Below are 18,420 nucleotides of genomic sequence, written 5' to 3' on the forward strand. Positions count from 1 at the left end.
GTGCCCGCCTATGCATAGAACCGGTAACCGTCGGAAATTTCCATGCCGAGCTGGTTGTTGCGCGTGACGAAGTCCTCGAGAAACTCGTGGAGACCCTGGTCCATGATCTCCTTGATGGCGCGCGTCTGGAGCGTCCTGCGGATCGCATCGGCCGTGTCGTGCGCCGGCAACCGTTCGCCATAGTCCTTGGCAAGATAGCCGAGTTCGCTGACGATTTTTTCGTAGCAGTAGGCAAGCGAGCGCGGCATCTGGCCGTTGAGGATCAGGAAGTCTGCGATGTTCATCGCCCGATATTCACCGTCATAGGCCCAGCTGTAGGAGCGGTGGGCGGAGACGGAGCGCAGGATCGATTCCCACTGGATGTTGTCGATCGACGTGCCCACGGCCGAAACCGAGGGCAGCAGCACGTAATACTTCACGTCGAGGATACGACTGGTATTGTCCGCGCGCTCGATAAAAGTGCCGATGCGGGCGAAGTTGTAGAGTTCGTTCCTGAGCATGGAGCCGTGGAAGGCGCCGCGGATCAGCCCGGCACGATGCTTGATCGCATCGATCGCCTCTGGCAGTTCCGCCGCCTTCAGCCGCTTGGACAGCAGCGCCTTCAACTCGATCCAGAACTCGTTCGTCGCTTCCCAGGTTTCCCGGGTCAGGGCGGTTCGCACCATGCGCGCATTGTTTCGCCCGTAATCGACGCAGGACATGACACTCGAGGGGTTGCTCTGGTCGCGCAGCAGGTAGTCGATCGCATCGGCGCTCGTCAGCTTGCTGTGACCCTCGTCGTAAGCCTCGCGGACGCCGGCACTTTGCAGGACGCCATCCCAATCGTCATCGCCGTTTCCGCTTCTGGTCAGCGACATGCGCAGACCGGCATCGATGAGGCGGGCGATATTCTCGGCGCGTTCGAAATAACGGAACATCCAGTAGAGTCCGTTTGCAGTTCTTCCGAGCATCAGTCCTCCAATACCCAGGTATCTTTCGTGCCGCCGCCCTGGCTGGAGTTGACCACCAGCGAGCCCTGTTTGAGGGCCACGCGGGTCAATCCGCCGGGGATGATCTGCACCTTGTCGGAGACGAGAACATAGGGGCGCAGGTCTACATGGCGCGGCGCAATTCCCTTGTTGACGAGGATCGGCACGGTCGAGAGCGAAAGCGTCGGCTGCGCGATGTAATTGGTTGGCTTCGCCTTCAGCTTTTCAGCGAAATCGGCGCGCTCCTTCTTGGTGGCCGTCGGGCCGACCAGCATGCCGTAGCCGCCGGAGCCGTGGACTTCCTTGACCACCAGTTCCTCGAGATGTTCGAGAACGTATCTGAGGCTCTGCGGCTCGGAACAGCGCCAGGTCGGCACGTTCTCGAGGATCGGCTTGCGCCCGGTGTAGAACTCGACGATCTCGGGCATGTAGGAATAGATCGCCTTGTCGTCTGAGATGCCGGTGCCCGGCGCATTGGCGATGGTGATGTTGCCGGAGCGGTAGACGTCCATGATGCCGGGGATGCCGAGCGCGGAATCCGACCGGAAGGTGAGGGGATCGAGGAAGTCGTCGTCGACGCGGCGATAGAGCACGTCGATCGCCTCGTAACCGCGGGTCGTGCGCATCTTCACCTTGCCGTCGATGACGCGCAGATCCGAGCCTTCGACGAGCTCGACGCCCATGGTGTCAGCCAGGAACGAATGCTCGTAATAGGCGGAATTGTAGATGCCGGGGGTGAGCACGGCGACGCGCGGCTTGCCCTTGCAGCCGGGAGGTGCCAGCGACGCCAGGCTCTGGCGCAGCAGATAGGGATAGTCCTCGACCGGCCGCACCTTGTTGGCGTGGAACAGGTCCGGGAACATCTGCATCATGGTTTCGCGGTTTTCCAGCATGTAGCTGACGCCGGATGGTGTGCGGGCATTGTCCTCGAGCACGTAGAACTCGTCCTCGGCTGTTCGAACGATGTCGGTGCCGACGATATGCGTGTAGACGCCGCCCGGCGGACGGAAGCCGATCATCTCCGGCAGGAAGGCGACGTTCCTCTCGATCAGTTCGCGCGGGATGCGACCGGCGCGGATGATTTCCTGTTTGTGGTAGATGTCGTCGAGAAAGGCGTTGAGCGCGATTACCCGCTGCTCAATGCCCTGCGCGAGCTTGCGCCATTCGCGGCCTGAGATGATGCGGGGGATGATGTCGAAGGGGATAAGCTTTTCGGAGGAGTCTGCGTGTCCGTAGACCGCGAAGGTAATGCCGGTCTTTCGGAAGATGTTTTCCGCGTCCCGGGATTTGGCAATCAGATGCGTTCGATCTTGGTTATTGTACCACTCAAAGTATTTTTCATATGGCTGACGCGGACTTTCGTCCCCGGTGATCATTTCATCAAATGCCAAAGGTGTGGCTCCCCTTTTTTCTTCATTTGAATACAACGCAATAAGCAATGCAAGAACCATGCACAGTTCGAGGGCGATATTCGTAAAATCCTCCGGAACGGCCAAAAGAGCCGAAAAACTGGGCATTTATCAAAATGTGGCGTGGCCGTCTCAGCCGTCAATCCCCACGGCTCGCTCAAAATATAAGCAGATGATTGTTTTCGGATCGGCGTCCGATCTAATTTAAGCCGAGGCGGACGCGGCTGGTCGGGTCACCGATCAACGAAACTGCAGGTTAGTATCAATGCTTCGCCTTTGACGGCGGAGCTGTCTGTCGGCTATCAGCGCGGCAATCCCTTGCCCCAGGATACAATCATGTCGCTTGATCGCATTGCGCCCGCCATCTTCGTTCTTCTCTGGTCGACCGGCTGGGTCGTGGCGAAATATGCCTCTATCCACTCGGAGCCGTTCACTTTCCTCGTGGTGCGGTATGCGTTATCGGCGTTGGCGTTTCTCAGCCTCGCTCTTGCCATGCGTGCGGCTTGGCCGCGCAGGGCGATTGTCTTGAGGGCGGTTTATTCCGGCATGTTCCTGCACGGCTTCTATCTCGGCGGCCTGTGGTGGGCGATCGCGAATGGTGTGCCGGCCGGCATCTCCGGCATCATTGCCGCCCTGCAGCCGCTGTTGACGGCGATGGCCGCGCCGCTCCTGATCGGCGAGCGCTTGCAGGGCATCCAGAGGCTGGGCCTGCTGCTTGGCTTTCTCGGCATCGCCATCGCGATATCGCCGAAGCTTCTCGATCCGGCCACGGCAAATCTGGCGCATGCCGCCGTACCCCTCGGGATCAACCTGATCGCGATGTGTTCTGTCACTTATGGAACGCTCTATCAGAAGAAGCATCTGCAGACCGGCAGCCTTCTGCCGATCGCGACGTTGCAGTATGTCGGCGCCATCATCATCACGGTGCCGCTGATGCTCGCCTTCGAGCGGATGCATTTCGATGGGTCGGTGCAAGCCATTGCCGCGCTCATCTGGTCGGTATTCGGCCTGTCGATGGGCGGCGTCGGGCTGCTGCTTTATCTCATCCGCCGGGGCCAGGTCTCGCGGGCGGCCTCGCTCATCTATCTGATGCCGCCGGCTGTGGCGCTCGAGGCCTTCATCGCCTTCGGAGAGCCGTTGACCGTGCCGCTTGTCGTGGGAACGATCATCGTCGTCACCGGCGTCTATCTCACCAACAGAAAAGTTGGAGCCCGCCTGCAGGAACAGGCGCAATAAAAAACGGCGGGATCTCTCCCGCCGTCCGTTGTTTTCCAGTGCTGTAGATTATGCGCGTTCGCGGCGCTGGCCGCCATTGCCGCCACGCGAAGGACCACCACGGCGGTTGCCGCCGTTGCCTTCGCGACGTTCGCCGCGCTCGCCGCCGGCGTTAGCCTGTGCACCACGATCTTCACCGTGCTTGCGAGCCGGACGGCCGTGGGCGTTGCGGGCGCCGCCGCCGGGATGATGCCGATTCTCGCCGTTCGAGTTGGCATGGTTGCCGTGCTGCGGGCGCTGCGGCTTGCGGGCGCCTGCACCACGGAAGTCCGACGTCGTCGCTAGATCGTTATCCGGGCCCGCCGTCACCGGCGTAACTTCGCCACGGCGCTGGCCGCGGAAGTCCTCGTTGCGCTCGGTCCTGCGCTCCGGACGGGGGCTACGCTCGCGGCGCTCCTCGTTGTTGGCGCGAACTTCGCTGCCGGCTTCGGGACGTGGACGACGCTCGGGGCGGCGTGCACGGGCATCGCCGCGACCTTCGCCGCCACGGCCTTCACCACCGCGACCCTGGCCACGGTTGCCGCCGTTGCCGTTGCCCCGCTTCGGTGCCGCGTTCATATTGGCAGGCGCTTCACCGCTGGCGACCGCGATGTTGATGCTCATCAGGCGCTCGATGTCACGCAGCAGGCGGGTTTCGTCGGGCGCGCAGAAAGCGATCGCGATGCCGTCGCGACCGGCACGGGCCGTACGACCGATGCGGTGAACGTAGGCTTCGGCAACTTCCGGCAGGTCGTAGTTGTAGACATGGCTGACGGCCGGAATGTCGATGCCGCGGGCGGCAACGTCGGTGGCGATCAGCGTCTTGATGTCGCCGTCCTTGAAGGCCTTCAAGGCGCGCTCGCGCTGGCCCTGGCTCTTGTTGCCATGGATCGAGGCAACGGAGTAACCGACGGTTTCAAGATGCTTCATCAGCTTCTCGGCGCCATGCTTGGTGCGCAGGAAGACGATGGCGCGGCCATCCGGGTTCTGCGTCAGCGACTTCTTCAGGAGGTCGGTCTTGTCGTTCTTGCCGTTGACGAAGTGAACATACTGTTCGACCTTGTCGGCAGCCTTGCCCGGAGGCGTGACTTCGACCTTGACCGGGTCGGTCAGGAAGTCGGCAGCGAGATCGGCAATCGCCTTCGGCATGGTGGCCGAAAACAGCATGGTCTGGCGCTTCTTCGGCACCATCTTGGAGATCTTGCGCAGATCGTGGACAAAGCCGAGGTCGAGCATCTGGTCGGCTTCGTCGAGCACGAGGTAACGCACGGCCGTCAGGCCGATGGCGCGACGGTTGACGAGGTCGAGCAGGCGGCCGGGCGTGGCGACGAGAATGTCGGTGCCCTTTTCAAGCTGAAGCTGCTGCTTGTTGATCGAGACGCCGCCGACGACGACGTTGATGCGCAGGTGCGACTTGCGCAGGAAGTTCTTCAGGTTCATGGCGATCTGGTTTACCAGCTCGCGGGTCGGCGCCAGGATCAGCGTACGGGTGGTACGGTTGTCCGGGCGGCGCTCTTCAGGAATAAGCTTTTCGATCAGCGGCAGGCCGAATGCGGCCGTCTTGCCGGTGCCGGTCTGGGCGAGGCCGATCAGGTCGCGGCCTTCGAGAAGAAGCGGGATCGCCTTTTCCTGGATGGGAGTCGGCGTTTCGATGCCGAGCTGGAACAATGTGGCGACGATCGGCTTGGAGACACCAAGCGATTCAAAATTGGTCAAGTCATAACCTTTTCAGGGGCGCCAAAACAATATCGCCGGAACGGGGGTTTGCGGTCCGGTGTTTACTCTGGCGTCAAGAACCCCGCGTGAAGTGGGAACTTGTCTTGTTGGAAAAAGCTTTCCAGCGCTTCTGCCGCGTCTTGGGATGCGGTCTATTCGAAATGCGCTTTTGTCCTTCTTCCTGCATCCTATTTGCTGGCAGGGGCACGCTCACGCGGCGGCCGGAAGGTGAAAGCTGACCTGCATTTGGTCCAGTTTTGCTCAAAAGTCAAGAGAGGCGAGGGATCATCGGTTGACGCCGCGCCAAAAATAACCGTTCGCTCAGCCCTGCTCAGTAGGGGCATACCCTTACGCGATAGGCTTCACCCCAGCCATTGCGCCTCCATTCCAGGCGGCAATGACGAGACTGATAATAGGCCGGTCGATAGGCGGGATAGGGCCGATAGGCGCGGTAATAGGGCCGGTAGGGGGCGTAGGCACGGTAGGCCGGGTAACCGTAGCGATAGCCATAAGAGTATGGATAGCCGTAGCCGTCCGGATAGCCGTATGTATAGGGATATGGCCGCATGGCGGATCCGAGGAGAACCCCGCCGATAGCACCCGCCGCAACGCCGCCCCAGAAGTAATCATGGGAATGAGCCTGCGCTGACCCTGCCGGTACAGTTGTGGCCAACGTTATTGCCATCAGGCCCGCTGCCACGCTTTTGTGAACTACGGACATTGTCGTCTCCTTTCATGGATGACGTGCATATTGAAATCGTTAGCAAAATCGACGTCGATCAGCAGCCTGACGGATGCGGCTTCACTACCATTCCGTAAAACGACCGAGAGGCTGCTGCAGTTCCTCTATTTTGGTCAGTTGTCCGGCAATTCTACTCCGATCGAAGAAAGATTTCGATGGCTTAGACTTGGCGGCATTCGGCCAACTCTTTCGTTTCTCCTGATGGTCATAGTTAATGCGTTGTTAAAGTGCGGATGATTATAGTCGCTCCAAACGGCTTTCCTTAATTTCTTTGCTGCGGAGCGATTTATTGACATTCACGGGAGACCTTCTCGAGCTGGCATGCCGCCGGATCGCTGATCTGGTTAGTCCCGCCTATGTTAAAAACAGCGAACTTCGCTATGTGGCGGTCAACCGCGCCTACGCCGAATTCTTCGGCATGGATATTTCGGACTTTATCGGTCGCCGCAGCCGCGAGCTTTTCGATCGGCCGGAAGAAGAGGACCGCGAGGACAAGGAACGCCGCGCGCTCGTTTTTGCAAGCGAGGAAAGCGCGATCTGCTTCGATGCCGTCGGCAACGCCCATGATCGCGTGCGGATCGAAAGCTTCACGGTGTCGGAAGACCGCGTGTACGTGCTCGGTCTTTTCGAGACCACCGGCCGCGCGAGGCGACGGGACGTGCCAACCTTTCCCGCCATGGATCATGATACTGAAGCGGAACTGCTGCGCTCCATCATGGAGGCATTGCCTGTTGCGGCCTTCGTCCGGGATGCCGACCATCGCCTGATCTATGCGAATGCCTGCTACGAAGCCTTCACCGGCAAGGTTCGCGCCGAAATGCTCGGCAAGACCGAGCAGGAGATGTTCGGCGAGGCCGCGGGTGGCGTCGTTCACCGCGGCAATCTCGCTGCACTGGAAACGGGCGAGGCGGCCGAGATCGAAAGCCTGCTCCCCGGTGCCGGCGGCAAGCTTCACCCGATTCTCGCCCGCATCAACCGTATCGACCGCCCGGAAGGAAAGCGCTACGTCGTCGGCTCCTTCTCGGACGTATCGCTGCTGAAGGACCGCGAGCGCGAACTGATCGCCGCCCAGGTACAGACCGAGATTCTGCATCGCGACATGGCGAGCATTCTGAATTCGCTGCCGGTCGGGGTGCTCATTCTCGAAAGCGACCTGACGATCCTCTACGGCAACGAGGCGTTCTATACGATATCGGACCTGCCGGTGAACCGCTTCGAAGGGCGCCCCTTCATGGAGCTCGTCGAGTACAATCACGGGCTCGGACGCTACAGTCCTGGTGTGACGGCGGAGGAGATGTTCGAGCAGCGCGTCAGCCAGTTCCGTTCGGAAGTCCAGTTGCCGCCCGCCGAGATCAACTGGGGCAGCCGCTCCCTGCTCGTTGAAAGCCGGCGAGTATCGAAGGACCGCATTCTTCTCACCTATGCCGATTTCTCGACGGTTCGCCGGCACGAGCAGGAAATCCATGCGGCGCGCGAGGCGCTGGAAAGCCTCGGCGAACTGATGGGCGATGCGACTCATGCGATGTCGCAAGGCCTGCTGGTGGTGCAGGACGAAGAGATCCTGCTGAGCAACGATGCGCTTGCCGGCATGCTCGACGTTCCCGCGGAGATGCTGACGATCGGCAGCGACTGGAGCAAGCTGTTTTCCTTCTGCGCCGCGCGCGGCGATTTCACAGAAGATGCCGCCGGTGTGCTGGAGGGGCTGAGACAAGCCCTCGCTCTGGGGCTGCCCGCTTCGCAACTGTTTCGCGTCGCCGATAGCCGCTGGGTCAAGATGGATGTCAGCGTCAGCGAACGCCGGCACGGGGTGGCCCTGTTCACCGACATCACCACGATGAAGATCCGCGAGGAGGATTTGACCGTCCTGCTCGAGCGCGCCGAAGCTGCCGACAAGGTGAAGTCCGAGTTCCTGGCGAACATGAGCCACGAGATCCGGACGCCGATGAACGGCGTGCTCGGTATGGCCGAACTACTGGCGAAGACCAACCTCGATACCCGGCAGAAGACGTTCATCGACATCATCGTGAAATCGGGCAATGCGCTGATGACCATCATCAACGATATCTTGGATTTCTCGAAGATCGACTCCGGCCAGATGACCTTGCGCCGCACCACCTTCGATCCGGTCGAAGCGGTCGAGGACGTCGTAACCCTGCTTTCATCGCTGGCCGCCGAGAAGGGGATCGAGCTGCTGGTGCGCGCGGCGCCCGGATTGCCGATGGCAATCATCGGCGATGCCGGCCGTTTCCGGCAGGTCGTCACCAATCTTGTCGGCAACGCCGTCAAGTTCACCGAGCGCGGCCATGTCCTTGTCGATCTCGACTACAAGAGCGGCGCGGCTGATGAGATCATGGCGATCCTGCGGATCGAAGATACCGGGATCGGCATGCCGAAAGATCGGCTCGATTCCATCTTCGGCAAGTTTTCGCAGATCGATTCCTCCTCGACCCGTCGGCATGAGGGGACGGGACTTGGCCTTGCGATCACCTCGGGTCTGGTTGACCTATTCGGCGGCTATATCGACGTCGACAGCGAGCCGCGCAAGGGGTCGGTGTTCACCGTCAGCCTGCCGTTTACGATCGCGGCCGCGCGTCTTGATCCGAAGCCGCTGCCGATCAACGTCAAGAACGCCCGCGTCCTTGTCATCGACGACAATGCAGTCAATCGCCAGATTCTAACCGAGCAGCTTTCGCTGTGGGGGTTCGACGGCGCTGCTGCGGAAGACGGCGTCGAGGGCCTCGCCATTCTCGAAGCGGCGCATGGATGTGGCATGGAGATCGACGCAATCGTTCTCGACTACCAGATTCCGGGGATGAACGGTGCTGACATTGCCCGCAAGCTCCGGGCTGATCCGCGCTATTGCGATCTGCCGATCATCTTCCTGACGTCCATGGATATATCAGGCACGGAGAAGGAATTCGCGGCGCTGAATGGTCAGGCCCATCTGATGAAACCGGCGCGTGCCAATGTTCTGCGCAACACGATCGTCGAGGTGGTCAGGACAAACCGTATCCGCAAGGCCACCAGCAGCGGCGCCCGGTTGATCGTCGAGGCGCCCGAGCCTGAACGAGAGGACCGGCCGGAAACACCGGTTCCTTCGTTCATCGATGTGCTTGTGGCCGAGGACAACGACGTCAACCAGATCGTCTTCACACAGATCCTGCAGGCCACCGGCCTCAAGTTTCTGGTGGTCAATAACGGGCAGGAAGCTGTCGATGCGTGGGAAGCACATACGCCGCGCATCATCATGATGGACGTTTCCATGCCTGTCCTGAACGGCCATGATGCTACGCGCAGGATCAGGGACCTCGAACGCGGCCAGGGGCATCGCGTGCCGATCATCGGCGTGACGGCGCATGCCCTCGAGAGCGACCGCGAACTTTGCTTCGATGCCGGAATGGACGATTACATGTCCAAGCCGATCAGCCCGGAACTCCTCGAAGAGAAGATCGCGCACTGGCTTGGTATGAGCGAGGAACCTAGCGGCGACCTGACCCTGAAGGGCTCTAGGCCCTGACGCCGCACAGCATTTCGCGCTTGCCCGCAAAGCCACTCCGGCGTTCGACCGTGAAACCCACCGCAATCAGATTTCTGCGCACGAAGCCCGCCGCGGCGTAGGTCGCGAAGGTGCCGCCCGGCGCGGTCTTTTCGCATACGAGGCGCATTAGGTCCTCAGACCACATCTCGGCGTTGCGCGATGGAGCAAAGCCATCCAGAAACCAGGCGTCGAAGCCTGGAGCAGCAGCCGATACACCGGCGAACGCATGCCCGCAGACAACATTCAATGTCGTCTGGTCGTCGAGCGCCAACGACACCGTGTCATGCGCCACCGCAGGCCAGGCGGTAGCGAGCGCGGTGCGCTCGGCATCGATCTCCGGCCAATGCGCAAGCGCACGGTCGATTTCCTCTTTCCGCATCGGGTAAAGCTCGAACGAGGTGAAGTGCAGATGTTGGCCGGGCGCGCGGACCTGCTTCCACTGCCTCCAGGTTTCGGCAAAGTTCAGCCCTGTGCCGAAACCGAGTTCACCGATCCGGAAGCTAGCGGTGTCCTGCCATCGCGCAGGCAGGCCGTTGCCGGACAGGAAGACATGGCCGCACTCGAGCCGGCCGTCCGTCTGGCAATAAAAGTGATCGCCAAAGGCGGTCGAATAGGGCATATCGCCGTCGCGCCATTCCAGTGGCTGCTGCGTCATGCCAATCTCATCGGGATCCGTAACTGTCATGCCAACAGCCGATAGTCCGGCCTTGCCTTCTGGTCAATCGTCCGCCTCGCTACTGATCGTCGGTGGCGGCGTGATGGGGCTTTGGGCGGCGGTTCATGCCGAGCGCCTCGGCATTGATACGGTGCTGATCGAGGCGGGCCGATTGGGGCAGGGGGCAAGCGGCGGGCTGCTCGGCGCGCTGATGCCGCATATGCCGGACAAGTGGAATGCAAAGAAGCAGTTCCAGTTCGACGCGCTGGTGTCGCTGGAAGCGGAAATTCTGGATCTGCAGGAGCAGACGGGCCTGTCGGCTGGCTACCGCCGGTCCGGGCGCCTCATTCCGTTGCCGAAGCCGCATCTTCGGCAGATCGCGCTTGGCCATTCCGCTGATGCCGAAACCCACTGGCGTCAGTCGGGACGCCAGTTTCACTGGCACGTGCTCGACAAGCCGCCGGTCAATGACTGGATCGATGCCAATGACAGTGCCGGATTCGTTTACGATACGCTTGCTGGTCGTGTCGCGCCGCGGTCGCTAATTGCCATGCTATCAGCCTTCCTGCGGGCATCACGCCATGTGCGGATACTGGAGAACGTCGCGCTCGAGAGCGTCGATCTTGGCCAGCGCGTGGCAAAGTGCGGCACCGGCACCATCGCGTTCGGATATTGCATCGTCGCTGCCGGATACCAATCCTTTCCGCTGCTGGCCGAGCTGACGAGGGACCTCACGAAACCGCTCGGCCAGCCGGTCAAGGGGCAGGCAGCTCTTCTGAAGGCGGACATCGATCCATCTCTGCCGACGATATTCCGGGATGGCCTCTACGTCGTCGCGCACGAAGGGGGGCATGTGGCCGTCGGCAGCACGAGCGAAAACCGCTTCGAGGCGCCGTTCACGACCGATGATCAGCTGGATGCGCTGCTGGTGGCCGCTGAAACTCTCGTGCCGGCGCTTCGAGGTGCTGAGGTTCTGGAGCGCTGGGCCGGATTGCGGCCGAAAGCGATCGATCGCGATCCCATGGTCGGGGCGCATCCTGATTGCGACAGGCTCTTGGCTTTGACGGGCGGATTCAAGGTCAGCTTCGGCATCGCGCACCGATTGGCGGAGGCGGTCGTGCACGCCGTTGCGGCGCAAAAGCCTGCCTTCGAGCTTCCGGAAAGCTTCCTTTTGTCCAGCCATATCGCCGTGGCTTCGCGTTAGACGTGAATTAGCAGTCGCTGCCTTTCGTCAATCTGTCATGCAAATCACCTATCTGCTTGCGCAGCAGCGGAGAGGATATGATTCAGGATCCGCTGGCCGACGGAGGACTGGTCATGCGTTACGCCATTTGTTTCACGCCGCCTGCGAGCGATCCGCTGTCGCACGTGGCTGCAAACTGGCTCGGTAGAAATGTATTTTCAGGCGAACTGGTTGAGCCGAGCGCTATCCGCGGCTTGGGTATCCACGAAATCGCCTTTCATACCGCCGTCCCCCGTCGATATGGCTTTCACGGTGCGCTGAAGGCGCCATTCCGGTTGGCGGCCGACATTTCGGAAGCGCAGCTTTTGCGGGAGCTCATGCGGTTCTGCGGCACTTTGGCGCCCTTTCGAATTTCGCAATTAGAAGTTGCCAGAACGGGCGACTTTTACAGCCTTGTTCCGTCTCTGCCTTGTGAACAGGTTCACTACCTCGCATCGGCCATCGTCCAGCATTTCGACCATTTTCGCGCGCCGCTCAGTGATGCCGACATCGAACGCAGCGATCCGGGCGGGCTTTCAGCCGCGCAGTTCACCAATCTGCATCGCTGGGGATGCCCTTACGTGATGGACGAGTTCCGCTTTCACATGCCCTTGTCCGGACCGATCGACCACAGAGACATGCCGCGCGTCGAGCAGGCGTTGCGGAGCGTGTTCGAGCCGGTTCTTTCCTCGCCGATCCAAGTCTCCAACGTCGCGTTGCTGATGGAAGAGGGCAATGGAGGGCCGTTCCGTGTGCATTCGCTGCATCCGATCGGCAAGGTCAGCGCGCGCAAGGAGCGCGTTGCCGTGCCGGCCTAAGAGGTTGTGCCGTAAAGGCAAAACTCTGTTGCGTACTTTCCGTCTCGACATTCCGTCTCCGGGTGTTACCGTTTCGCCGACTTTCAGGAAGGTGATTTCATGGTATCCGAGACTTATCCGCGCAATCTGATCGGCTATGGACGCAACACGCCCGACCCGAAGTGGCCGGGGGACGCGCGCGTCGCCGTCCAGTTCGTCATCAATTACGAAGAGGGCGGCGAGAGCTGCATCCTTGATGGCGATGCGGCTTCCGAGAACCTGCTGTCGGAAATCGTCGGGGCTGCGGCCTGGCCGAGCCAGCGTAACCTCAACATGGAATCGATCTACGAATATGGCTCGCGCGCCGGTTTCTGGCGCTTGTGGCGGATGTTCACGGAACTCAAGGTACGGGCCACAGTCTATGGCGTGACCCTGGCGATGGCGCGCAATCCGGAAGCGGTTGCGGCCATGAAGGAGGCCGGTTGGGAGATCGCCAGCCACGGCTATCGCTGGCTGGAATACAAGGACTTCCAGGAAGACGTCGAGCGCAAGCACATTCAGGAAGCCGTGCGCCTGCACACGGAACTGACAGGCGAGCGGCCCTACGGCATGTACCAGGGCAAGCCCTCGGACAACACGCTGCGTCTCGTCATGGAGGAGGGCGGTTTCCTCTATTCCTCGGATTCTTATGCGGATGATCTACCCTTCTGGGTGAAGGGCGTCGACGACAAGCCGTTCCTGATCATCCCCTATACGCTCGAGACCAACGATATGCGTTTCGCGACGCCGCAGGGGTTCAACTCGGGCGACCAGTTCTTCACCTACCTCAAGGATGCCTTCGATACCCTCTATGACGAGGGCAAGGCCGGAAGTCCGAAGATGATGTCCATCGGCCTGCACTGCCGCCTCGTTGGTCGTCCCGGCCGCGCTGCCGCACTCAAGCGCTTCATGGAATATGTGCTGAAGCACGACAAGGTGTGGGTCCCCACGCGCCTGGAGATCGCGAGGCACTGGCATGCCCACCACAAGCCGGAGACGATCTGATGCTGTCGCGTGACGAATTTGTATCGCGTTTCGGTGGTGTTTTCGAACATTCGCCGTTCGTTGCCGAGCGTGCCTATGACGACGGTTTCATCGGAGACGAACTGACAGTGGACCGGGTGCATACGGCGCTGGTCGCGATCTTCCGGGCGGCAAGCCCGGAGGAGCGGCTGGGGGTATTGCGCGCTCACCCCGATCTTGCGGGACGTCTCGCGATCGCGGGTGAACTCACCGAAGACAGCAAGAAGGAACAGGCCGGTGCCGGGCTTGATCGGCTCAGTGCAGAGGAACATACCCGTTTCACCAATCTCAACACGGCCTATGTCGAGAAATTCGGCTTTCCTTTCATCATCGCGGTGAAGGGCTTGAATAAGGATGACATCCTGGCGGCCTTCGAAAAGCGCATCGACAATACGCGCGATGATGAGTTTGCGACAGCGACCGCTCAGGTCGAGCGTATCGCGCTTCTGCGTCTCGAAGCCCTCTTGCCGACACGCTAGGGGTCCGCGGTTTGGAGGTGCTTTTCTCTTTTGCATCCATGACTTATAGTTAGCCCATGAAGCCATCAGACGTGCTGGAGAGGAACAGGCAAGCGATCCGCGAAGCGACGCAGCGCTTCAACGCGGCCAACCCGCGTGTCTTCGGTTCGGTGGCGCGGGGTGAAGACCGGCCGGACAGCGATCTGGATATTCTGGTGGACGCGCTGCCGGGCAGCACGTTGTTGACGCTGGGCGGCTTGCAGGACGCATTGGAACAGATGATGCTGGGTACGTCCATCCATCTGATGACGCCCGGCGACTTCCCCGAACCGGTGCGTATCCGTGTCCTTTCGGAAGCGAAGCCGATATGAGCGTCGAGCGAATTCCCTACCTGCTGGAGCGCATGCGGCAAGCCGCTACCGATGCCCATCAAATGATCGCCGATGTCAGCAAGGAGCGCTTTCTGGCCGATATCGTCCTTCAGCGGGCGGTCGGAATGAGCCTCCTGATGGCTTCGGAGATTGCTGCACAACTGATAAAAATCCATCCCGAGTTTATAGTAGAGCACCCGGAGTTTCCCTGGGGCTCGATGCGAGGTATGCGCAATCGTATTGCTCATGGCTATTTCGACATCGATCTCGACAAGGTCTGGGCGACCGCGAACGACGATGTTCCGGACCTGCTCTACAAGCTCGACCTCGTACGCAACTGGCGTGCCGAAGGCGAATAGCGACATGTCTCAATTCCTCGATATTGTTCCCCTGACCAAATCCGCCTTTGCGCCCTTCGGCGATGTCATCGAAGCCGATCCGGCGACGATGCGCTATATCAACAACGGAACGACGGAACGCTTCCATGCGCTCGCAGCCGCGGAAGCGGTGGGAGAGGGCGCACGCGTGATCATCAACCTGTTTCGAGGGCAGCCGCGAGCCCTTCCCTACGAGATCGGGATGATGGAGCGGCATCCTTTCGGTAGCCAGAGCTTTTCGCCGATTTCGGCTCGCTCCTACCTCGTCGTCGTTTCCGAGGATGAGGACGGCAAGCCGGGTCGGCCGCACGTGTTCGTGGCGCGCGGCGATCAGGGCGTAAACTATCGCCGTAACGTCTGGCACCATCCGCTGATGTCGCTTGGCGCCGTCAGCGATTTCTTGGTCGTCGACCGCGACGGGCCCGGCAACAATCTGGAAGAATATTTCTTCGAAACACCCTTCATCATCAGCGAGCCCAGCCTATGACCGGACTGACCACCCACGTACTCGATACCGCGTCCGGCAAGCCAGCCGAGGGACTGCGGATCGATCTCTTCCATCTCGACGGAGACATCAGGCATCACGTCAAGACGGTCACGACCAATTCCGACGGCCGCGTCGACGGTGGGCCGATCCTGATCGGCGACAGCTTCAAGGCGGGGACCTACGAACTGCTGTTCCACGCCGGCGACTATCTGCGCGCCGAAGGCACTGCCTTGCCGCACCCGGCGTTTCTGGACCTCGTCCCCATCCGCTTCGGCATAGCCGACGTTGCCGCGCATTACCACGTGCCGCTGCTGATCTCGCCTTACGGCTATTCGACCTATCGCGGTAGTTAGGCCATGCGGTTTGCGGCGATCGCGGATGTTCACGGCAACCACCTGGCGCTCGAAGCCGTCCTGGCCGACATCGCGGCGCAGGGTATTACCGATATCGTCAATCTCGGCGACTGCTTCAGCGGCCCGCTGACGGCAGGACGCACCGCAGAGTTGCTGCGGGCGCGTGGCATGTTGACCGTTCGCGGCAATCACGATCGCTATTTGATCGAACAGCCGCGAGGGGCAATGCATGCGTCGGATGCAGCTGCCTTCGATCAACTGACCGCCGACGATCTGCAATGGTTGCGGGAACTGCCGACGAGCGCGGTCTATCGGGACGAGGTTTATCTCTGCCACGCGACGCCTGCTAGGGATGATACCTATTGGCTTGAATCGGTGTCAGCGGAAGGCCATGTCTTCCTGAAGCCGCTGGCGGAGATCGAGGCGCTGGCCACCGGCGCGGATTTCCCGCTTGTTCTCTGCGGACACAGTCATATTCCGCGAATGGTTCGCCTTGGCGACGACAGGCTGATCGTCAATCCCGGCAGCGTCGGTTGCCCCGCCTATAACGACGACCTGCCGCACTACCACAAGGTCGAGACCGGCCATCCGCTGGCGTCTTATTGTATCCTCGAGAAGGGCGAGACGGGCTGGCTTCCGGTCTTCCGCACGGTCGCCTACGACCACATGGCCATGTCGCGCCTCGCAAAAGAAAACGCCCGCCCGGAATGGGCGGGCGCGCTTGCGACGGGCTGGTTGCCGTAGCTCTTTCCTACTGGCGGCCGAGCAGGATCGACTTGTTGACGTCGTTGATGTCGCGCTTGCCACAAAGCGCCATGGTGACATCCATTTCCTTGCGCAGGATGCTGAGGGCGAGCGTGACGCCTTCCTTGCCCATGGCGCCAAGGCCGTAGAGGAAGGGGCGGCCGATGTAGGTGCCCTTGGCGCCGAGCGCGATTGCCTTCAGCACGTCCTGGCCGGAGCGGATGCCGCCGTCCAGATGCACTTCGACCTTGTGGCCGACGGCATCGACGATCGGTTCCAGCATGCTGATCGACGACGGAGCGCCGTCCAGCTGACGGCCGCCGTGGTTGGAGACGATGATGGCGTCGGCGCCGGTTTCAGCCGCCGCCTTCGCGTCCTCGACGTCGCAGATGCCCTTGATGATCAGCGGGCCGCCCCATTGTTCCTTGATCCAGGCGACATCGGCCCAGGAGAGCTGCGGGTCGAACTGTTCGGCGGTCCAGGAGGAGAGCGAGGAGAGATCGGAGACGTTCTTCGCGTGGCCGACGATGTTGCCGAAGCTGCGGCGCTTGGTCTGCAACATATCGAGGCACCAGAACGGGCGCGTCGCCATCTGCCAGATGTGCTTCGGGGTGAACTTCGGCGGGGCGGAGAGGCCGTTGCGCAGGTCCTTGTGGCGCTGGCCGAGGATCTGCAGGTCGGCGGTCAGCACCAGGGCCGAGCACTTCGCCGCCTTGGCGCGGTTGATCAGGTTGAGCACGAAATCCTTGTCGCGCATCACGTAAAGCTGGAACCAGAACGGCTTGGTGGTGACCGAGGCGACATCCTCGATCGAGCAGATGCTCATCGTCGACAGCGTGAAGGGAACGCCAGCTTCCTCGGCGGCGCGCGCGGCCAGCATCTCGCCGTCGGCGTGCTGCATGCCGGTCATGCCGGTCGGCGCGAGCGCCACCGGCATTGAGACCTTCTGGCCGATCATCGTCGTCTCCAGCGTGCGGTTCGTCATGTCGACGAGAACGCGCTGGCGAAGCTTGATCTTGGCGAAATCACTCTCGTTTGCCTGATAGGTCGACTCCGTCCACGCGCCGGAATCCGCATAGTCGAAAAACATCTTCGGGACACGGCGCTGGGCGAGGTTCTTGAGATCGGCAATTGTGAGAGGATTGGCCATGGATAAGACTTTCACATCTGAATAACGCCATCGCCCTTAACACGATTTCCGAGGCTTTGTGTATCTCTTTCGTCGCCTACGGAACAAGAATCAGACTGCCTGCGGCACGCCCGTCTTCGAGATATTGCTGGGCCTGTGCAGCCTCTTCGAGAGGGTATTCGCCGGCGATCGCTGCGGTGATGCCTGATGCCAACATTCCAACCACGGCCTCGGCCGCCGCCAGGTAGGCGGACGTGTCCGTGATGTAGGCCATGATGCTTGGATGTGTCAGCGATTTTCCGGGGCGAAGCGCGTCGACCGCGACAGGCGGGATCGGCCCGCCTGCCTGTCCGATCGTCGCCACCACACCGAATGGGCGGACGGATGCTATGGATTTTGCAAGCATACCGGCGCCGATGCCGTCATAGGCGACATCGACGCCGCCATTGTCGGTGAGCGCCTTAACCTCGGTGACGACATCCGCGTCGCGGCCGACGATCAGATGGTCCGCGCCGTAGCCGCGAGCGAGATCTGCCTTTTCGCCCGAGCTTACGGTTCCGATGACCGTCGCGCCGAGGTGCTTTGCCCATCGCACGAGAATACTTCCAAGCCCGCCGGCGGCGGCATGGATAAGGACCGTGGTGCCCGGCTCGACGCGATAGGTCTTCGTCAGCAGCATGTAGGCCGTCAGGCCCTTCAGCATGGACGCGGCCGCGATCTTTGAGGGGACGCTATAGGGCAGGCGAATGGCGCGGGCTGCCGGCAGGAGGCGTGTTGCGGCATAGGCGCCAACAGGGGCACCGGCATAGGCGACGCGGTCGCCGGGCTTCAGGTCGGTGACCGCGCTCCCCACGGCTTCGACGGTGCCGGCGCCTTCGACGCCGAGTATGGCGGGATAAGCCGGCAAGGCGTAGAGCCCGCGCCTGTGGTAGATGTCGAGGAAGTTCACGCCGATCGCGTCATGGCGGATGCGGATCTCGTCGGCGCCAGGCGCCTCGGGCGCCTGTTCCGAAACCTGCAATTGTTCGACGCCGCCTGAGGTGAGAAGCGTAACGACCTTATTCATGGGTACTCTCCGATTGCTGTTGCAGGCATCATTGCGCATGGCGCAGTGATCGAAAATTCCCTATTGTTTCTC

At 61.2% G+C, this 18,420-nt stretch carries 18 protein-coding genes; 11 read left to right on the forward strand and 7 right to left on the reverse strand.

Annotated features, from left to right (window positions below; translation table 11 throughout):
• Positions 1–8: 8 nt before the first annotated feature.
• Both ASE04_RS22960 and ASE04_RS22965 read right to left on the reverse strand, forming a co-directional pair.
• Positions 9–950 carry an alpha-E domain-containing protein gene (locus tag ASE04_RS22960; RefSeq protein WP_056822916.1) on the reverse strand — a complete coding sequence of 314 codons (942 nt, stop codon included), beginning with the start codon at positions 948–950 and terminating at the stop codon, positions 9–11.
• On the reverse strand, positions 950–2,359 hold the full coding sequence (locus tag ASE04_RS22965; protein WP_056824034.1) for a circularly permuted type 2 ATP-grasp protein: 1,410 nt from the start codon (positions 2,357–2,359) through the stop codon (positions 950–952). The genes ASE04_RS22960 and ASE04_RS22965 overlap by 1 nt, the downstream gene beginning before the upstream one ends.
• A gap of 354 nt (positions 2,360–2,713) precedes the next feature.
• On the opposite strand from ASE04_RS22965, the gene ASE04_RS22970 reads away from it, so the two are divergent.
• Positions 2,714–3,613 (forward strand): DMT family transporter, encoded by a 900-nt coding sequence (locus ASE04_RS22970; protein WP_056824037.1) that lies wholly within the window; start codon positions 2,714–2,716, stop codon positions 3,611–3,613.
• A gap of 48 nt (positions 3,614–3,661) precedes the next feature.
• On the opposite strand, the gene ASE04_RS22975 is transcribed toward ASE04_RS22970, so the two are convergent.
• Both ASE04_RS22975 and ASE04_RS30335 read right to left on the reverse strand, forming a co-directional pair.
• Positions 3,662–5,347: a DEAD/DEAH box helicase gene (locus ASE04_RS22975; RefSeq protein ID WP_056822919.1), complete on the reverse strand. Its 1,686-nt coding sequence runs from the start codon at positions 5,345–5,347 to the stop codon at positions 3,662–3,664.
• 331 nt (positions 5,348–5,678) lie between these two features.
• The gene (locus ASE04_RS30335) at positions 5,679–6,068 is read right to left on the reverse strand and encodes a hypothetical protein (protein WP_082597453.1); all 390 of its coding nucleotides are present in this window, start codon (positions 6,066–6,068) and stop codon (positions 5,679–5,681) included.
• A gap of 310 nt (positions 6,069–6,378) precedes the next feature.
• On the opposite strand from ASE04_RS30335, the gene ASE04_RS22980 reads away from it, so the two are divergent.
• Positions 6,379–9,606, forward strand: coding sequence for a response regulator (locus ASE04_RS22980; protein WP_056822922.1), 3,228 nt, complete (start codon positions 6,379–6,381; stop codon positions 9,604–9,606).
• Here ASE04_RS22980 and mnmD read toward each other — a convergent pair.
• Positions 9,596–10,312 carry a tRNA (5-methylaminomethyl-2-thiouridine)(34)-methyltransferase MnmD gene (mnmD, locus tag ASE04_RS22985; protein WP_056822935.1) on the reverse strand — a complete coding sequence of 239 codons (717 nt, stop codon included), beginning with the start codon at positions 10,310–10,312 and terminating at the stop codon, positions 9,596–9,598. The genes ASE04_RS22980 and mnmD overlap by 11 nt on opposite strands.
• Between mnmD and ASE04_RS22990 the strand changes: the two genes are divergently transcribed.
• The 9 genes from ASE04_RS22990 (at position 10,311) to ASE04_RS23030 (ending at position 16,153) form a co-directional block, all read left to right on the forward strand.
• On the forward strand, positions 10,311–11,486 hold the full coding sequence (locus ASE04_RS22990; RefSeq protein ID WP_056822943.1) for an NAD(P)/FAD-dependent oxidoreductase: 1,176 nt from the start codon (positions 10,311–10,313) through the stop codon (positions 11,484–11,486). The two genes, mnmD and ASE04_RS22990, sit on opposite strands and share 2 nt — an antisense overlap.
• A gap of 113 nt (positions 11,487–11,599) precedes the next feature.
• Positions 11,600–12,322, forward strand: coding sequence for a DUF1045 domain-containing protein (locus tag ASE04_RS22995; protein WP_056824040.1), 723 nt, complete (start codon positions 11,600–11,602; stop codon positions 12,320–12,322).
• A 99-nt stretch (positions 12,323–12,421) separates the two neighbouring features.
• On the forward strand, positions 12,422–13,345 hold the full coding sequence (puuE, locus tag ASE04_RS23000) for an allantoinase PuuE (RefSeq protein WP_056822946.1): 924 nt from the start codon (positions 12,422–12,424) through the stop codon (positions 13,343–13,345).
• A complete protein-coding gene (gene uraD / locus ASE04_RS23005; protein ID WP_056822949.1) occupies positions 13,345–13,842 on the forward strand; it encodes a 2-oxo-4-hydroxy-4-carboxy-5-ureidoimidazoline decarboxylase in 498 nt (165 codons plus the stop codon). Before puuE ends, uraD begins: the two co-directional genes overlap by 1 nt.
• A 56-nt stretch (positions 13,843–13,898) precedes the next feature.
• Entirely contained in the window at positions 13,899–14,192 is a 294-nt protein-coding gene (locus ASE04_RS23010) for a nucleotidyltransferase family protein (RefSeq protein WP_056822960.1), read from the forward strand.
• A complete protein-coding gene (locus tag ASE04_RS23015) occupies positions 14,189–14,551 on the forward strand; it encodes a HepT-like ribonuclease domain-containing protein (RefSeq protein ID WP_056822971.1) in 363 nt (120 codons plus the stop codon). The genes ASE04_RS23010 and ASE04_RS23015 overlap by 4 nt, the downstream gene beginning before the upstream one ends.
• Before the next feature lie 4 nt (positions 14,552–14,555).
• A complete protein-coding gene (locus tag ASE04_RS23020) occupies positions 14,556–15,056 on the forward strand; it encodes an ureidoglycolate lyase (RefSeq protein ID WP_056822986.1) in 501 nt (166 codons plus the stop codon).
• Positions 15,053–15,409 (forward strand): hydroxyisourate hydrolase, encoded by a 357-nt coding sequence (gene uraH, locus ASE04_RS23025; protein WP_056822994.1) that lies wholly within the window; start codon positions 15,053–15,055, stop codon positions 15,407–15,409. Before ASE04_RS23020 ends, uraH begins: the two co-directional genes overlap by 4 nt.
• 3 nt (positions 15,410–15,412) lie before the next feature.
• Complete coding sequence (locus ASE04_RS23030) at positions 15,413–16,153, forward strand: metallophosphoesterase family protein (protein WP_056823003.1); 741 nt, start codon at positions 15,413–15,415, stop codon at positions 16,151–16,153.
• Positions 16,154–16,160: 7 nt separating this feature from the next.
• On the opposite strand, the gene ASE04_RS23035 is transcribed toward ASE04_RS23030, so the two are convergent.
• Positions 16,161–17,303: an alpha-hydroxy acid oxidase gene (locus ASE04_RS23035; RefSeq protein WP_056823006.1), complete on the reverse strand. Its 1,143-nt coding sequence runs from the start codon at positions 17,301–17,303 to the stop codon at positions 16,161–16,163.
• Positions 17,304–17,379: 76 nt separating this feature from the next.
• Complete coding sequence (locus ASE04_RS23040; protein ID WP_056823017.1) at positions 17,380–18,348, reverse strand: quinone oxidoreductase family protein; 969 nt, start codon at positions 18,346–18,348, stop codon at positions 17,380–17,382.
• Positions 18,349–18,420: the final 72 nt, after the last annotated feature.

The sequence above is a fragment of the Rhizobium sp. Root708 genome, assembly GCF_001429725.1.
Classification (GTDB): Bacteria; Pseudomonadota; Alphaproteobacteria; order Rhizobiales; family Rhizobiaceae; genus Rhizobium.

Excerpts from the sequence above, each read along its gene's own strand:
- ASE04_RS23030 (WP_056823003.1), top strand. The coding sequence starts at position 15,413 with ATGCGGTTTGCGGCGATCGCGGATGTTCACGGCAACCACCTGGCGCTC.
- ASE04_RS22990 (WP_056822943.1), top strand. The coding sequence starts at position 10,311 with ATGCCAACAGCCGATAGTCCGGCCTTGCCTTCTGGTCAATCGTCCGCC.
- ASE04_RS22995 (WP_056824040.1), top strand. The coding sequence starts at position 11,600 with ATGCGTTACGCCATTTGTTTCACGCCGCCTGCGAGCGATCCGCTGTCG.
- ASE04_RS22960 (WP_056822916.1), bottom strand. The coding sequence starts at position 950 with ATGCTCGGAAGAACTGCAAACGGACTCTACTGGATGTTCCGTTATTTC.
- uraD (WP_056822949.1), top strand. The coding sequence starts at position 13,345 with ATGCTGTCGCGTGACGAATTTGTATCGCGTTTCGGTGGTGTTTTCGAA.
- ASE04_RS30335 (WP_082597453.1), bottom strand. The coding sequence starts at position 6,068 with ATGTCCGTAGTTCACAAAAGCGTGGCAGCGGGCCTGATGGCAATAACG.
- ASE04_RS23040 (WP_056823017.1), bottom strand. The coding sequence starts at position 18,348 with ATGAATAAGGTCGTTACGCTTCTCACCTCAGGCGGCGTCGAACAATTG.
- ASE04_RS23020 (WP_056822986.1), top strand. The coding sequence starts at position 14,556 with ATGTCTCAATTCCTCGATATTGTTCCCCTGACCAAATCCGCCTTTGCG.
- puuE (WP_056822946.1), top strand. The coding sequence starts at position 12,422 with ATGGTATCCGAGACTTATCCGCGCAATCTGATCGGCTATGGACGCAAC.
- mnmD (WP_056822935.1), bottom strand. The coding sequence starts at position 10,312 with ATGACAGTTACGGATCCCGATGAGATTGGCATGACGCAGCAGCCACTG.
- ASE04_RS23015 (WP_056822971.1), top strand. The coding sequence starts at position 14,189 with ATGAGCGTCGAGCGAATTCCCTACCTGCTGGAGCGCATGCGGCAAGCC.
- ASE04_RS23035 (WP_056823006.1), bottom strand. The coding sequence starts at position 17,303 with ATGGCCAATCCTCTCACAATTGCCGATCTCAAGAACCTCGCCCAGCGC.
- ASE04_RS23010 (WP_056822960.1), top strand. The coding sequence starts at position 13,899 with ATGAAGCCATCAGACGTGCTGGAGAGGAACAGGCAAGCGATCCGCGAA.
- ASE04_RS22970 (WP_056824037.1), top strand. The coding sequence starts at position 2,714 with ATGTCGCTTGATCGCATTGCGCCCGCCATCTTCGTTCTTCTCTGGTCG.
- uraH (WP_056822994.1), top strand. The coding sequence starts at position 15,053 with ATGACCGGACTGACCACCCACGTACTCGATACCGCGTCCGGCAAGCCA.